This window comes from Streptomyces sp. NPDC043908, from assembly GCF_056435525.1.
In genome coordinates, this window is record NZ_JBWKEI010000005.1 from 423,595 (window position 1) to 439,232 (window position 15,638).

A 15,638-nucleotide genomic window follows, 5' to 3' on the forward strand; every position below is an offset into this window, starting at 1 on the left:
GGCCGGTGTTACCCGGGATGGCCCATGCGACGCGAGAGGTCCCGGGCGGCTTCCCGGACGTGCTCGGCCATCTCCGGGAGCACCCTCCCCGGCAGCCGGTACACCGGGCCCGAGACGCCGATCGCGCCGATCACCGAGCCGTCGTGGCCGCGCACCGCCGCCCCCAGGGCGTTGAGCCCGTCCTCCAGTTCCTCGGCCGTCCGCGCGTACCCCCGCTCCACCACCTCGGCCAGCTCGGCGCGCAGGACGGCCGGATCCGTGACCGTGTGCGCGGTGAAGCGCGCCAGCCCCTGGCCGAGCAGGGCCTCGCGGCGCTCCTCGGGAAGGTGGGCGAGCAGAGCCTTGCCGCTCGCCGTCGCGTGCAGCGGGGTGCGCCGGCCCAGCCAGTCGAAGGCCGTGACGGCCGCCGCGCCCCGCGCCTGCGTGATGTTGACGGCCGCGTCACCGTCGAGCACGGCGACGTTGGCGGTCTCGCCCGTGGCCTCCGCGAGCGCGCGGCAGACCGGCACGCCCTCCTGCGAGATGTCCAGCCGCACGGCCGCCGCTCCGGCCAGCCGCAGCACCCCGGTCCCCAGGAAGTACTTCCCCCGCTCCTTCTCCTGGCCGACCAGGCCGCGCTTCTCCAGCGCGTCCAGCAGCCGGAACGCGGTGGACTTGTGCACCCCCAACTCATCGGCGACTGCGGTGACTCCGGCCTCGCCGAGCCGGGCCAGCGCCTCCAGCACGCTGACCGCGCGATCGACCGACCGCAGCGACCCGGCGCCGCCCCGGCGTCTGCCCGCGGCCGCGTCCGGCTCCCGCACCTCACCCACCCGCACTCCTCGGGGCCGCTATGCCCGGGAGAGGCTGCCCGCCTTGTGCTGCCGTATGCGGCCGGTCCCCGACGGCTCGGCCGACCTGGCCGCCAGGCGCACCCGCCTGCGCTCCCTGCGCCGCTCGCGCGCGGTGCTGCTCGGCACCGACACCACGCCGTTGCGCTGGTTCCACACCTGGCGGGTGACCCACACGTCGAGGACCGCCCAGGTCGCCACGACCGTGCTCGCCACACTGCTGAGGACCATCGGGAAGGCGAGCCAGGAGCCCGCCATCGTGCACAGGAACGCGATCACCGCCTGGATCAGGGTGCAGGCGACGATCAGCACCGACCGCACGGCCGCGTCCCTGATCGGGTCGGGCAGCCGTGGCCGCACCGCGGGCTCCTCCACCCACAGCGGCGGCAGTTCACCCCCTCGCGCACCCCGAGCCGCCTCACCGTCCGCACACATGCCTTCAGTGCCCATGCATACTCCCTCCCCACCATCGGCGCATCAATGCCTGCCGATTCGCACGGGTCCGTACATCCCCGTCTCAACCCCCGTACAGAAGGACGAACGGAACTGCCGCAGGATTCCCGGGATGTGCGGGGAAGGCAGAATTCCAGCCAACCGGCCCGGTAGGGGAACCAGCGGGCCGGGGGACGTACTCGGCCACAGCCGGTAGGTGATCTCCCGTAATACCAGGACAACCCATGGTCAACTCCCTTGAGCACGGCCGAAAATCGTCCGGACGCGCCTTCGAGTCGGCTGTGTGGCAGTAGTAGGCTCACGCCGTTTGTTGACGGTTGATCTGGGGGAGGCCATGCGCTTTCGCGGGAAGTCCATCCGCAGGAAGATCGTGGCGTTGCTGCTGGTGCCGCTCGTCTCCCTCACCGCCCTGTGGGGATTCACGACCTACATCACCGGCCGCGAGGCCAACGAGCTGCTGAACGTCACGTACATCGTGGACAAGGTCGGCTCCCCGATGGAGGACACCGTCCAGGTCATCCAGGAGGAACGCCGCCAGACGCTCGTCTACCTGGCCGACCAGCGGGCCGCCGACGCGCTCGCCGCGCTCCAGGGACGGCGCCGGGACACCGACCGCGCCGTGGCGAAGATTCGTTCCGCCGCCCGTGACTCCCAGGTCCGCGACGATCTGCGCCCGGCGGCCAAGGCCCGGCTGAAGACCGTCCTCGAGGCGTTCGACGGCATCGGCGACCTGCGCCGCCAGGTCGACCGGCGCAGCGTCAACCGCACCCGGGCGCTGGAGGCGTACAGCGGGGTCATCGAACCCTGCTACACCTTCCTCACCAACCTCCACGCGCTCGAGAACGTGGACATGGACAAGCAGGGCCGCGCGGTCGTCGGCCTCGCCCGCGCCCGCGAGATGCTGGCCCGCGAGGACGCCCTGGTCGCCTCCGCGCTGGTCGCCCCGCCCCAGTTCACCTGGAACGAACTGCGCGAGGTGGTCAACCTGGTGGCCAACCGCACGCTCCTGTACGAGATCAGCCTGGAGAACCTGCCCGGCGGCGAGCGCGAGATCTTCGAGCGCTTCTGGGCCGCCGCCGGCTCCGAGTCGCTGCGTGCCGCCGAGCAGAGCATCATCACCGCCGGCCCCACCAAGAACCCGCGGGTCGACCTGGCCCGCTGGCAGCAGACGGCCACCCCGCTGCTCGGCCGTCTCTCGCAGGCCGTCTCGGACGCCGACGACCGCTACCGCGACCGTGTCCACCCGGTCGCCTTCAACGTCCTTATCAAGGCCGGTGTCGCGGGCGTCCTCGGCTTCCTCGCGCTCGTCTTCTCGCTCTTCCTCTCCGTCCGCATCGGCCGCGAACTGATCCGCGACCTCACCCGTCTGCGCAAGGAGGCGCACGAGGTGTCCGGCGTGCGCCTGCCGAGCGTCATGCGCCGCCTCGCCGCCGGTGAACACGTCGACGTCGAGACCGAGGCGCCGCGCCTGGACTTCGAGAAGGACGAGGTCGGCCAGGTCGGCCAGGCCCTCAACACCCTCCAGCGGGCCGCCGTCGAGGCGGCCGTCAAACAGGCCGACATGCGGCGCGGAGTGGCCGAGGTCTTCGTCAACCTGGCCCGCCGCAACCAGGTCCTGCTCCACCGCCAGCTCACGCTCCTGGACACCATGGAGCGCCGCACCGAGGACACCGACGAGCTCGCCGACCTCTTCCGCCTCGACCACCTCACCACCCGTATGCGCCGCCACGCCGAGGGCCTGGTGATCCTCTCCGGCGCCGCGCCCTCCCGGCAGTGGCGCAAGCCCGTCCAGCTGATGGACGTGGTCCGGGCGGCCGTGGCCGAGGTCGAGGACTACGAGCGCATCGAGGTCCGCAGGCTGCCCCGGCTCGGCGTGGGCGGCCCGGCCGTCGCCGACCTCACCCACCTGGTGGCCGAACTCCTGGAGAACGCCACGGTGTTCTCGCCCCCGCACACCGCCGTCCAGGTGCACGGCGAGCGAGTGGCCAACGGCTTCACCCTGGAGATCCACGACCGGGGCCTGGGCATGACGCCCGAAGCGCTCCTCGACGCCAATCTGCGCCTCGCGGAGACCCCCGAGTTCGAGCTCTCCGACACCGACCGGCTCGGCCTTTTCGTGGTCAGCCGGCTCGCCCAGCGGCAGAACGTCCGCGTCTCGCTCCAGCCCTCCCCGTACGGCGGCACCACCGCCGTCGTCTTCATCCCGGCCGCCCTGCTCACCGACGCGCCGGACACCAACGGCACCGGCTTCCGCCTCGACCGCAAGGCCGCGGCCCAGGGCGACGCGGCCGGACGCCGTGAGCGGGACGCCGGCCCCCGCGTACTCTCCCCGCTCCCGCTGGGCGCCCCCGACCGCGCCCTGCTCGACGGCCCCGTGGAACTGGAGGCTCCGGTGGACCCGTTGGAGCTGGACGCCCCGAACGGCGTGGGCGAGCGCGACGCCGTACGCGGGGGCTTCCTCGGCGCGGCCCGCGCGTTCCCGGGCGAGCGCCGTCAGCACCAGCAGACGGCCGACGAGGGCGCGCCCGCCCACGCCTCCGGCCCCGTGCCGCTGCCCCGGCGCCGTCCGCCCGCGCCGACGCTGGTCAGCGACCACGGCCGCCGGGTCGACGACCAGCCGGGCCGCGACCACCCCTCGCCGGCGGCGGAGCCGTTCCGGGCCGCCGGTCCTGGCCTGGAGCGGCGGCGGGCCGACGCGCTGCGCGCCAGCGGGCTCGTCCCCGCCCCGGCGCCCGAGCCGCTGCGGCGGCCCGCCCCCGCCCCCGGCCGCGAGAGCGCCGACGGCGCCGCCGCGCAGGGTGCCCTGCCCCGCCGGGTCCGCCAGGCCAGCCTCGCCCCGCAGCTCAAGGAGACCTCCGCCCGGCCCGCGGACCGCACCGGGCCGGACGGCCCGGGCGCTCAGCCGCAGCCCGAGCGCGACGCCGAGGAAGTGCGCGACCGTATGGCGTCGATGCAGCGCGGCTGGCAGCGCGGGCGCCGGCACAACGCGATGACCAGCGCAGAGACCACAGCCGACGGGCCCGACCAGGCCCTCGGCGACGTACGACGCAACACATCGGAGGGGGACGGTCGATGACCGCACCGAAGTCCGCAGCACACGACGTCATGGGGAAGGGCGCCGGGGAACTCAACTGGTTGCTGGACGAGCTGGTCGACCGGGTCGGCGCCATCCGCAAGGCGCTCGTCCTGTCCAGTGACGGCCTGCCCACCGGCACGTCGGGAGACCTGACGCGGGAGGACGGCGAACACCTGGCCGCCGTCGCCTCCGGCTTCCACAGCCTCGCCAAGGGCGTCGGGCGCCACTTCGACGTGGGCGGCGTTCGCCAGACCGTCGTGGAGCTCGACGACGCCTTCCTGTTCGTGACGGCCGCGGGGGACGGCAGCTGTCTGGCCGTCCTGGCCGACGCCGAGGCCGACGTCGGCCAGGTGGCGTACGAGATGACCCTGATGGTCAAGCGGGTCGGGGCCCACCTCACCACGGCACCACGGACCGGCCTGCCCACCGCAGGGTGAGCGCGACGGTATGAGTGACGCAGACCAGCGGGCGCCGGCCGGCGGCCCGCAGCAGCCGGACCGGGTGCCGCGGCAGTCGCCGCCCCGGCAGCACCACTGGTTCGACGACGACGCCGGACCGGTGGTGCGGCCGTACGCGATGACCCGCGGCCGCACCAGCAGCGTCGGCCAGCACCGGCTCGACCTGATCGCGGTGGTGGTGCCCGAACCGGCCGCCGACGACCCGGGGCGGGACCACTCGCTCTCGCCCGAACACGTCGAGATCGTCGAACGCTGCGTCGGCACCCCGCAGTCCATCGCCGAACTCGCCGCCGGACTCGACCTTCCCGTCGGCGTGGTCCGCGTCCTGGTGGGCGATCTCGTCCAGGACCAGCTGGTGCACGTCTCCCGACCCGTTCCGCCGGCCGAGCTGCCGGACGAGTCCCTTCTCCGCGAGGTGATCAATGGCCTTCGGGCGCTCTAGCCGCAGGAAGCGGCCCGTCGAACCGGTGACCCTGAAGATCCTGGTGGCGGGCGGCTTCGGCGTCGGCAAGACCACGCTGGTGGGCGCGGTCAGCGAGATCCGGCCGCTGCGCACCGAGGAGCGGCTCAGCGAGGCCGGGCGGCCCGTCGACGACGTGGCGGGGGTGGAGACCAAGAGCACCACCACCGTCGCGATGGACTTCGGGCGCATCACGCTCCGCGAGGACCTGGTGCTCTACCTCTTCGGCACGCCCGGCCAGGACCGCTTCTGGTTCCTCTGGGACGAGCTGGCGCAGGGAGCCCTGGGCGCGGTGGTCCTCGCGGACACCCGCCGCCTGGAGGACTCCTTCGCGGCGATCGACTACTTCGAACGCCGCGGGCTGCCCTTCACGGTGGCCGTCAACTGCTTCGACGAGGCCGCCCGCTACCCCGCCGACGCGGTGCGCTCCGCACTCGACCTCGACCCCGAGGTGCCGCTGATGATGACGGACGCGCGCGACCGCGAGGCCGTCAAGGACGTCCTGGTCGCGGTCGTGGAGCACGCGATGGTCCTCTCCGAGCGCCGCCGCCGCACGGTCTCGGTCTGACGCGCGCGCGTCCCGGACGCGTGGACACGGCCCGTACCCCCGCCGACCGGGGTACGGGCCGTGCGCTGTGAGGGAGCGGCCGCGGCCCCGGAGCCCGGGCGGCTAGGGCGCGCCCTCCTCGTGCCAGCCCAGGCTCCGCTCCACCGCCTTGCGCCACCTGCCGTACTCGCGCTCGCGCGCCCCGGCCTCCATGGCGGGCCGCCACTCCACGTCCTGGCGCCAGTGCGCCTTGAGTTCGTCGAGGCCCGCCCACACCCCGGTGGCGAGCCCGGCGGCGTAGGCCGCGCCCAGACAGGTCGTCTCGGAGACCTTCGGCCGGATCACCGGCACGCCGAGGACGTCCGCCTGGTGCTGCATCAGGAGCCCGTTGACGGTCATGCCGCCGTCGACCTTGAGCGAGGTGATCCGCACGCCGGAGTCCTGGTACATCGCGTCCACCACCTCGCGCGTCTGCCAGCTGGTGGCCTCCAGGACCGCCCGGGCCAGATGCGCCTTGGTGACGTACCGGGTCAGCCCGGTGACGACACCGCGCGCGTCCGAGCGCCAGTAGGGCGCGAACAGGCCGGAGAAGGCGGGGACGATGTAGGCGCCGCCGTTGTCCTCGACGCTCGCGGCGAGCGTCTCGATCTCCGCGGCGGTGCGGATGAGGCCGAGCTGGTCGCGGAACCACTGGACCAGGGCGCCGGTGACGGCGATCGAGCCCTCCAGGCAGTAGACCGGCGCCTGCTCACCGATCTTGTAGCCGACGGTGGTGATCAGGCCGTTCTTGGACGGAACGGGGCGGCTGCCGGTGTTGAGCAGCAGGAAACTCCCGGTCCCGTACGTGTTCTTGGCCGTGCCGGTGTCGTAGCAGGCCTGTCCGAAGACCGCCGCCTGCTGGTCGCCGAGCGCGGCGGCCACCGGCACACCGGCCAGCCGCCCGACCGCCGTCCCGTACACCTCCGCCGAGGACCGGATCTCCGGAAGGATCGCCTCCGGTAGGTTCATCGCGGCCAGGATCGCGGGGTCCCATTGGAGGGTCTCCAGGTTCATCAGCATGGTCCGCGAGGCGTTGGTGACATCGGTGACGTGCACCCCGCCGTCCGTGCCCCCGGTCAGGTTCCAGATCAGCCAGGAGTCGATGGTCCCGAACGCGATCTCGCCGCGCTCGGCACGGGCGCGCAGTCCGGGTACGTCGTCGAGCAGCCAGGCCGCCTTGGGGCCGGAGAAGTAGCTCGCCAGCGGCAGTCCCGTGGCGTCCCGGAAGCGGTCCTGGCCGTGCTCGGCGCCGAGCCGGGCGCAGAGTGCGGAGGTGCGGGTGTCCTGCCAGACGACGGCGTTGTGCACCGGCTTGCCGGTCGCCCGGTCCCAGAGCACCGTCGTCTCGCGCTGGTTGGTGATGCCCAGCGCGCTCAGCTCGTCGGCGCGCATCCCGGCCTTGGCCAGCGCTCCCGCGACCACCGCCTGCACCTTGGACCAGATCTCGGTGGCGTCGTGCTCGACCCAGCCGGGCCTGGGGAAGATCTGGCGGTGCTCGCGCTGGTCCACGGCGACGACGGCGCCGCTCCGGTCGAAGATGATGCAGCGGCTGGAGGTGGTGCCCTGGTCGATGGCTGCGACGAACTTCTCCGTCATGGCTACCCCTAGGTCTGGAGGCTGCGCGGGCCGGGATCGCGGGCCGGTCCGACCGGGGTACGGCCCCGGCCCCGGTGCAGGGTGGGCGCTGTGCGTGGCTGCGGGGCCGGGGACGAGGGCCCGCCGGCCTCCGCCCGGCGTGCGTGACGAGCGTGCCCGTCCGGCGGAATCGCCCCGTGGGGGAGCGGCCCGGCGGTCGCGTACGGGGCACGCGGCCGGGGGCCGGGGAACGGCGACGCCGGGAGACAACGGGAAGTGTTCACCGGCCGTGACGGACCGTCAAGGTTGCCGGCAGCACCGGTCGGCGGGGGTACGCGGCGGCCCGCGGCCCGGAGTTCAGCGCACCGCGATCACCGACGAGCCGTGCCCGAACAGGCCCTGGTTCGCGGTCATCCCCACCCGCGCCCCGGTGATCTGCCGCTCTCCCGCCGTGCCGCGCAACTGCCAGGTCAGCTCGCAGACCTGGGCGATCGCCTGGGCGGGCACCGCCTCGCCGAACGAGGCGAGACCGCCGCTCGCGTTGACCGGAACGCGCCCCCCGAGCGCCGTCACGCCTTCCCGTACGAGCTTCGCGCCTTCACCGGCGCCGCACAGCCCCAGATCCTCGTACCACTCCAGCTCCAGCGCCGTCGACAGGTCGTACACCTCCGCCAGCGACAGGTCCTCGGGCCCGATCCCCGCTTCCTCATAGGCGGCCCGCGCGATGGAGGCGCGGAAGGAGTGCGGCGAGGGCTCGCTCCCGAGCGCCGAGTCGGTGGCGATGTCCGGCAGGTCCAGCACGGTGTTGGGGTAGGTGGGCGTGACCGTGGAGACGGCCCGGATCCGGACCGGGTCCGCCACGCCGCGCCCGCGCGCGTAGTCCACCCCGCACAGCACCAGGGCGGCCGCCCCGTCCGAGGTCGCGCAGATGTCGAGCAGCCGCAGCGGATCGGCGACCACGGCCGACCCGGCGACCTCCTCGGCGGTGACCGCCTTGCGGTAGCGCGCGTACGGATTGAGCGCCCCGGCCGCCGCGTTCTTCACCTTCACGCGCGCGAAGTCGTCGACCGTGTCGCCGTACAGAGCCATGCGGCGGCGGGCGTAGAGCCCGAAGTAGGCCGGGTTGGTGGCGCCCAGCACCCGGAAGCGCAGCCAGTCCGGATCGTCGGGCCGGTCGCCGCCCGCGGGCGCGAAGAACCCCTTGGGCGCGGCGTCGGCGCCGACCACGAGGACGACCTCGGCCAGCCCGGAGAGGATCTGCGCCCGGGCGGTGCTCATCGCCTGCGCCCCGGAGGCGCAGGCCGCGTAGACGCTCGTCACGCGCGCGCCCTGCCACCCCAGCGCCCGCGCGAAGGTCGCCCCGGCCACATATCCGGGGTATCCGCCCCGTACGGTCCCGGCGCCCACCACGGACCCCACGGCGGACCAGTCGAGACCGGCGTCGGCGAGCGCGGCCCGGGCAGCGACCGTCCCGTACTCGACGAAGCGGCGCCCCCACTTGCCCCAGGGGTGCATACCGGCCCCGAGGACCGCGATGTCGTGGGCGCCGCTCATGCGCCCGCCTCCACGGGCCGCCAGTGCCAGGTGGTCCAGACGGTGTGGGCGTCCTCGTGGAGCACGCCCGGGACCACCTCGACCTCCCTGCCGACGGCGAGGTCGGCGGTGGTCACCCCCGGTGCGGCTTGCCCCAGGACGACCATCCGCTCGGCCGCCAGCTCCACGGCGACCAGCGTGTACGGCTGCCAGACGGCCTCGGGGTCGAAGAGGTAGGGCGCGGGCGGGCGGTAGCGGCCGTCGGTGTACGACCAGACGCGCCCGCGCCGGGAGAGCGGCACCTCGGTCAACCGGGTGCCGCCGCAGGCGGGGTTGCGGCAGAAGGCGTCCTCGCGGGGGAAGAACACACAGGCGCAGTCGGAGCACCGGGTGCCGAGCAGCCGGAACTCCTGGTCCGGCGCCTGTGTGAACCAGCCCGCCACCACGGGCGTGCGCGTGCGCGTCAAAACCCCTCCACGGTTCGCGGGTCCGTTTCTGACGGAACGTCAGAAGTGTGCCACGGGTGGCCGCGCTCCGGCAGGGGGCGTCGCTCAGCGGTGCCCGGCCACCGAGCGCCACGCCACGGGGAAGTCGAAGTACGTGTCCGGGAACGGCTCCGGCTTGAACGTGTAGTGCCACCACTCCTCGGGGATGCCCACGAACCCGGCGGCCTGGAGGGTGCCCTTCAGGAGTTGGCGGTTGGCGCGCTGGACGCCCTGGATGCGGGGGTCGTCGGTGTGGGACAGGGTGTCGAAGCAGTCGAACCCGGTGCCCATGTCCACGGAGTTGTCGGGGAACCGCTGGTCCTTCGGCGCGAAGCACGGCACGAGCGGCTGCCCCGGGTGGTAGGGCCGCGTCGGACGCGCGGGCAGCCGGACGAGGGTGAGGTCCACCGAACTTCCCCGGCTGTGCCCCGACTTGGCCGCGATGTAGTTGTCCTCGAACAGCCTCGACTTGTCGACAAGCGGATAGAACTCGGTCTTCATTCTCTGATCGTCGAGGTCCTTCGCCCAGTTCACGAAGGTGTCGACGGCCCGCTGCGGCCGGAAGCAGTCGTACACCTTCAGCGAGTAGCCCTGGCGCAGGAGCTTCAGCTGCGCTTGGTGGAGCGCCTGGGCCGCGTGCCGGGTCAGGATGCACACCGGCTGGCGGTAGCCGTCGATCGGCCGCCCCACGAAGTTGTGCGGCGTGATGTAGCGCATCTCCTGGATGATCGTCGGGTCCACGGTGGCCAGCGCCACGAACTCGGCGGGCGCCTTCGGCTCGGGCGTCGCCCGCGCGGTGGACGAGGTGGCGGTCACGGCGAGCAGGGCGGCGGCAGCGGCGACCAGGCCGCGCACGGTTGATCGAATCGTCATGGGCACACCCTTCAGCACACAACACGGCGACGGATAGGCAGAGTTGGGGCAATGTCACACGTTGGCCGAAGACCGTCGGTTACAGTCCGCGCGTGACCGGGACCCCGAAGACCTCGAAGCAGCCCGTGAAGGACTCGCACTGCGCCGCGTGCGGATCGCCCTACCCCTCGGCCTCGGCCGGCTGGCCGCGCCCCTGCGCGGACTGCGGGACCATCACCTACCGCAACCCGCTGCCCGTCGCCGTCGCCCTCCTCCCGGTGACGGACGCGCGCGGCACGGGGCTGGTCGTCATCACCCGCGCCATCGAACCCCACGTCGGCCGCTTCGCGCTGCCCGGCGGTTTCGTCGACGACGGCGAACTGTGGCAGGAGGCCGTCGTCCGCGAGCTGTACGAGGAGACCGGGATCGAGGCCTCCGCCGCCGAAGTCCGGCTCGCCGACGCGCTCAGCACCCCGCACCACGTGCTCCTGTTCGGCCTGCTCCCCACCCGGCCGGCGGCCCTGCTCCCGCCGCCCGCGCCGACGGACGAGACCGCCGGCTGGCAGGTGCTGCACCGCCCGCGCGAGCTGGCGTTCCCGCTGCACACCCGGGTGGTACGGGAGTGGTTCGCGAGGCGCTGACCCGGTCCGGCTCACCCCTCCCCACCCCGCACCCGCACCGCGTATCCCAGCTCCCGGGTCGCCCCCTCGCGCGTGGTCCGCTCGACCACCACCCGGCCGCCCGCCGTCCGCGTGGTGAAGCGCTCCACCACGGCCGCCTCCCACCCGTCTCCCGCGTCCCGTACGACCAGGCCGCCCCCGGTGCGCCCGGCCGCCGGGGCCCACACCTCCAGCTCCACCTCTCCGTCCGTGCCGCGCACGGGAATGACGGAACCGGCCCTGGCCAGCACCGGGATACGGGCCAGGGGCGCGTCCAGGAGCACCTGGCAGGGGCCCTCGTGGGGCTTCTCGGTCGCCGTGTCGTACCAGCGCCCGCGCGGCAGCCGCACGGCCCGCCGGTCCGTGCCCTGCTCGAAGACGGGTGCCACCAGCAGCGCGTCCCCGAGCAGGAAGGCGTCCTCGCAGTCCCGCAGCGCGCGGTCGCCCGGGGCGCCCCACCACAGGGGCCGTGCGTAGGGCGCCCCGGTCAGCCGGGCGAGCTGGGCCAGGGTCATGAAGTACGGGCGCAGCCGCTCCCGTTCGAGGAGCGCCGCGCGCGCGTGTCCGAGCACCTGCGGACCGAACTCCCACGGCTCGCGGCGCCCGGCCCACAGCGCCGAGTGCGTACGGAAGAACGGCAGCCGGGCCGCCAGCTGGAGCCAGCGCAGATACAGCTCGGGCGAGGGGCTGCCGTCGAAGCCGCCGACGTCCGGGCCCGAGTACGGCACCCCGCACAGCCCGAGCCCGAGCACCAGGGCGAGCGAGGCGCGCAGCCCCGGCCAGCCGGTGCTGACGTCGCCCGACCAGGTGCCTCCGTAGCGCTGCATCCCGGCCCAGCCGGAGCGGCTGAACAGGAACGGCCGCTCGTCGGGGCGCAGCCGGCGCAGCCCCTCGTACCCGGCACGGGCCATGGCCAGGCCGTACACGTTGTGGGCCTCGCGGTGGTCGCCGCCCCGGCCGTCCAGCGCGTGCCGCGCCGAGCGGGGCAGGGTCGGATCGCCGAAGGGCGCGAACGACGTCGGCTCGTTCATGTCGTGCCACACCCCGGCGAAGCCCTGGTCGAGCCGCTCCTGGTAGAGCCCGCTCCACCACTCGCGCGCGCGGGGGTCGGTGAAGTCGGGATAGACGCACTCACCCGGCCAGACCACGCCCCGCACCTCGCCGCCGCGCGCGTCCCGCACGAACGCGTCGGCCGCGAGGCCGCTCTCGTACACCGCGTTGCCGCGCCGCGCCTTCACGGCCGGATCGACGATCGACACCAGCCGCACCCCGTCCTCGGCCAGGTCCCCGGCCAGGCCCGGCAGATCCGGAAACCGCTCGCGGTCGACCGTGAACACCTGGTGGGCGTCGTAGTGGTCGATGTCCAGATGGAGCGCGGACAGGGGCAGCCGGTGCTCCCGGTACCCGGCGACGACCCGCCGCACCTCCGCCTCGCTGCCGAAGCCCCAGCGCGCGTGCTGCGGGCCCAGCGCCCAGGAGGGCGGCAGCGCGGGCGCGCCCGTCAGCGCCGTCCACCCGCGCAGGACGCGCGCGGGGGTGCCCGCCACCACCCAGCAGCGCAGCGGGCCGCCCTCCATGCGCAGCTCGCTGTACCCGGCCCGGTCATGGCCGGAGCCCGCGCCCTCCTCGCCCTCGCGCAGCAGGACCCGGCCGTCCCAGGTGTTGTCGTAGAACGCCAGGTGGGTCCCGGCGTCCGCCACCACCAGCTGCACCGGCATCGTGATGTACAGCGGGTCGTCGCCCGGGGCGAAGCCGCCGCGCGGGTCGGTGTTCCACAGCCGGTACGTCCCGTCGCGCAGCCGGGGGCCGTGCGCGCGCCCGCCGAGCCCGAACACGCGCGCGTCGGCGGCCACTTCGGAGCGCTGCACCCACCGCCCCGGGCCGCCCTCGGCCGGCTCCCACCAGCGCGGCGGCAGCTCGCGGCGCAGCAGCATCCCGCCGGGGGTGCGCACCTCCACGGCCCCGTGCCGAGACACGGCCACCATCACCCGCTCGGAGACCACCCGCCAGCCGCCGTCCGTGTCGGGCTCCAGGACGGCGCGCGCGTCCGGCTCGGGCGCGGGGCCCGCGAGCGCGTAGGACGGCTCGGGTCCTGCCCCGTCCCAGCCCCAGAACACCGCGCCGCCCACCGCCACCCGCACCTCCAGGTCGGAGCGGGCGAACCGCACCACTCCGCCGCCCGGCCGGGGCTCCGCGCCCTGGACCCGACCGGGCACCCGGGCGCGCTCGGGGCCGCGCGCGGGCAGCCCCCACCCGTCCGCGCGGCGCCGGCGCAACGCGGAGCGCACCGCCCGCAACCCCCGCACCGAGCCGAACGCCTTCACCGAGCGCACCAGGTCATCGCCGTCCATGCGGCTCACCCTGCCATCCGGATCATGAGCCGTGTGCTCCGTTCAACTTCCGTTCACCCGTGGTGGCACCACATCGACCGGTGCCTGACTATGGGCGGCACACCCTGGTGCGCAAGACGATCACATGGCATCGTCCCTGTGAGCCCGCCGCATGCGCACACCCCTACGCGTGTGCGCGCGGCACACGCACACCACGCGTACCAGCCCGGGAGCCGACCCATGACCTCACCAGCGAACGCCGCGCCGCAGCCCGCGCCCCTGTGGCAGCCGGGACCCGACCGCATCGCCGGGGCGCGGATCACCGCGTTCCAGACCTGGGCCGCCGAGCGGTACGGCGCTCCCGCCGAGGGCGGTTACGAGGCGCTGCACCGCTGGTCCGTCACCGCACTCGACACCTTCTGGAAGGCCGTCGCCGACTGGTTCGACGTGCGCTTCTCCACCCCGTACGAGACGGTGCTCGCCGACCGGTCGATGCCGGGCGCCCAGTGGTTCCCCGGTGCCACGCTCAACTACGCCGAGCACGCGCTGCGCACCGCCGAGGACCCGGCCCGCGCCGGGGACGCCGCGCTGCTGCACGTCGACGAGACGCACGAGCCGGTCGCCACCAGCTGGGCCGAGCTGCGCCGGCAGGTCGGCTCGCTCGCCGCCGAGCTGCGCGCCCTCGGCGTACGTCCCGGGGACCGCGTCAGCGGCTATCTGCCGAACATCCCGCAGGCCGTCACCGCGCTCCTGGCCACCGCAGCCGTCGGCGCCGTGTGGACCTCCTGCGCCCCCGACTTCGGCGCGCGCAGCGTCCTCGACCGGTTCCAGCAGGTGGAACCCGTCGTCCTGTTCACCGTCGACGGCTACCGCTACGGCGGCAAGGAGCACGACCGGACCGAGGTCGTCGCGGAGCTCCGCCGCGAACTGCCCACCCTGCGCGCCGTCGTCCACATCCCGCTGCTCGGCACTCCTGCCCCCCAAGGAACTCTGGATTGGTCATCGCTCACTGAGAGTGACAACGAGCCGGTCTTCGAGGAAGTTCCCTTCGACCATCCGCTCTGGGTGCTCTACTCCTCCGGCACCACCGGCCTGCCCAAGGCCATCGTCCAGTCCCAGGGCGGCATCCTCCTCGAACACTTCAAGCAGCTCGGCCTCCACTGCGACCTGGGCCCGGAGGACCGGTTCTTCTGGTACACCTCCACCGGCTGGATGATGTGGAACTTCCTCGTCTCCGGCCTGCTGACCGGCACCACGGTCGTCCTGTACGACGGCAGCCCCGGCTACCCGGAGACCGGCGCCCAGTGGGGCGTGGCCGAGCGGACCGGCGCCACCCTCTTCGGCACCTCCGCCGCCTATGTGATGGCCTGCCGCAAGGCGGGCGTGACGCCCTCCCGCGACCACGACCTCTCGCGGGTGAAGTGCGTCGCCACCACCGGCTCACCGCTGCCGCCCGACGGCTTCCGCTGGCTCCACGACGAGGTCCGCGAGGACCTGTGGATCGCCTCGGTCAGCGGCGGCACCGACGTGTGCTCCTGCTTCGCGGGGGCCGTCCCGACGCTCCCCGTGCACATCGGCGAGCTCCAGGCCCCCTGTCTGGGCACCGACCTCCAGGCCTGGGACCCGCAGGGCAAGCCGGTCGTGGGCGAGGTGGGGGAGCTGGTCGTGGTCAACCCGATGCCCTCCATGCCGATCCGCTTCTGGAACGACCCCGACGGCAGCCGCTACCGCGACAGCTACTTCGAGATGTTCCCCGGCGTCTGGCGCCACGGCGACTGGATCACCCTCACCGACCACGGCTCGGTGGTCATCCACGGCCGCTCCGACTCCACCCTGAACCGCCAGGGCGTCCGGATGGGCTCCGCCGACATCTACGAAGTCGTCGAACGCCTCCCGGAGATCCGCGAATCCCTGGTCATCGGCCTGGAGGAGCCGGACGGCGGCTACTGGATGCCGCTCTTCGTCCACCTCGCGGAGGGCGCCGTCCTGGACGACGCCCTCCGTACGAAGGTCAAGCAGGCCATCCGCGAGCAGCTCTCGCCGCGCCATGTGCCGGACGAGATCATCGAAGCCCCCGGCGTGCCGCACACACTGACGGGCAAGCGCATCGAAGTGCCGGTCAAGCGCCTGCTCCAGGGCACCCCGCTGGAGAAGGCGGTCAACCCGGGCTCGGTCGACAACCTGGAGTTGCTGCGCTTCTACGAGGCGGTCGCCCGCAAGCGCGCCTGAAGGGGCGGGGGGGGGGGGGGGGGGGGGGGGGGGGGGGGGGGGGGGGGGGGGGGGGGGGGGGGGGAGGTGCGGAGCGCTGCTTCTCTGTGTTTTTTTCTTTTTCACCTCTCCA

The 15,638-nt window shown here is 73.7% G+C and carries 13 protein-coding genes; 6 read left to right on the top strand and 7 right to left on the bottom strand.

Annotated features, from left to right (window positions below):
- Nucleotides 1-8 precede the first annotated feature (8 nt).
- Nucleotides 9-812, bottom strand: coding sequence for an IclR family transcriptional regulator (locus AC069K_RS14765; protein WP_478615848.1), 804 nt, complete (start codon nucleotides 810-812; stop codon nucleotides 9-11).
- Nucleotides 813-830: 18 nt separating this feature from the next.
- Complete coding sequence (locus tag AC069K_RS14770; protein ID WP_358833939.1) at nucleotides 831-1,265, bottom strand: hypothetical protein; 435 nt, start codon at nucleotides 1,263-1,265, stop codon at nucleotides 831-833.
- A gap of 352 nt (nucleotides 1,266-1,617) precedes the next feature.
- Between AC069K_RS14770 and AC069K_RS14775 the strand changes: the two genes are divergently transcribed.
- From AC069K_RS14775 to AC069K_RS14790, 4 genes are read left to right on the top strand one after another with little or no spacing between them, the layout of a single operon-like run.
- Nucleotides 1,618-4,359, top strand: coding sequence for a nitrate- and nitrite sensing domain-containing protein (locus AC069K_RS14775; RefSeq protein ID WP_478615851.1), 2,742 nt, complete (start codon nucleotides 1,618-1,620; stop codon nucleotides 4,357-4,359).
- Entirely contained in the window at nucleotides 4,356-4,796 is a 441-nt protein-coding gene (locus AC069K_RS14780; RefSeq protein WP_478615854.1) for a roadblock/LC7 domain-containing protein, read from the top strand. The genes AC069K_RS14775 and AC069K_RS14780 overlap by 4 nt, the downstream gene beginning before the upstream one ends.
- A gap of 10 nt (nucleotides 4,797-4,806) precedes the next feature.
- Nucleotides 4,807-5,259, top strand: coding sequence for a DUF742 domain-containing protein (locus tag AC069K_RS14785; protein ID WP_365109811.1), 453 nt, complete (start codon nucleotides 4,807-4,809; stop codon nucleotides 5,257-5,259).
- Entirely contained in the window at nucleotides 5,240-5,845 is a 606-nt protein-coding gene (locus tag AC069K_RS14790) for a GTP-binding protein (RefSeq protein WP_365109808.1), read from the top strand. Before AC069K_RS14785 ends, AC069K_RS14790 begins: the two co-directional genes overlap by 20 nt.
- A 102-nt stretch (nucleotides 5,846-5,947) precedes the next feature.
- Here AC069K_RS14790 and glpK read toward each other — a convergent pair whose 3' ends face one another.
- From glpK to AC069K_RS14810, 4 genes are all read right to left on the bottom strand, one after another.
- A complete protein-coding gene (gene glpK / locus AC069K_RS14795) occupies nucleotides 5,948-7,459 on the bottom strand; it encodes a glycerol kinase GlpK (RefSeq protein ID WP_478615859.1) in 1,512 nt (503 codons plus the stop codon).
- Between the two features lie 336 nt (nucleotides 7,460-7,795).
- Nucleotides 7,796-8,992, bottom strand: coding sequence for a lipid-transfer protein (locus tag AC069K_RS14800; RefSeq protein ID WP_478615862.1), 1,197 nt, complete (start codon nucleotides 8,990-8,992; stop codon nucleotides 7,796-7,798).
- Nucleotides 8,989-9,438 carry a Zn-ribbon domain-containing OB-fold protein gene (locus AC069K_RS14805; protein WP_478615865.1) on the bottom strand — a complete coding sequence of 150 codons (450 nt, stop codon included), beginning with the start codon at nucleotides 9,436-9,438 and terminating at the stop codon, nucleotides 8,989-8,991. Before AC069K_RS14805 ends, AC069K_RS14800 begins: the two co-directional genes overlap by 4 nt.
- Before the next feature lie 84 nt (nucleotides 9,439-9,522).
- Entirely contained in the window at nucleotides 9,523-10,329 is an 807-nt protein-coding gene (locus AC069K_RS14810) for a M15 family metallopeptidase (RefSeq protein WP_478615868.1), read from the bottom strand.
- A 92-nt stretch (nucleotides 10,330-10,421) separates the two neighbouring features.
- Here AC069K_RS14810 and AC069K_RS14815 point away from each other — a divergent pair, with 92 nt between their 5' ends.
- Entirely contained in the window at nucleotides 10,422-10,949 is a 528-nt protein-coding gene (locus AC069K_RS14815; protein WP_478615871.1) for an NUDIX domain-containing protein, read from the top strand.
- Between the two features lie 11 nt (nucleotides 10,950-10,960).
- On the opposite strand, the gene AC069K_RS14820 is transcribed toward AC069K_RS14815, so the two are convergent.
- A complete protein-coding gene (locus AC069K_RS14820) occupies nucleotides 10,961-13,318 on the bottom strand; it encodes a glycoside hydrolase family 31 protein (RefSeq protein WP_478615874.1) in 2,358 nt (785 codons plus the stop codon).
- A 219-nt stretch (nucleotides 13,319-13,537) separates the two neighbouring features.
- On the opposite strand from AC069K_RS14820, the gene AC069K_RS14825 reads away from it, so the two are divergent.
- Nucleotides 13,538-15,526 (top strand): acetoacetate--CoA ligase, encoded by a 1,989-nt coding sequence (locus AC069K_RS14825; protein ID WP_478615877.1) that lies wholly within the window; start codon nucleotides 13,538-13,540, stop codon nucleotides 15,524-15,526.
- Nucleotides 15,527-15,638 lie beyond the last annotated feature (112 nt).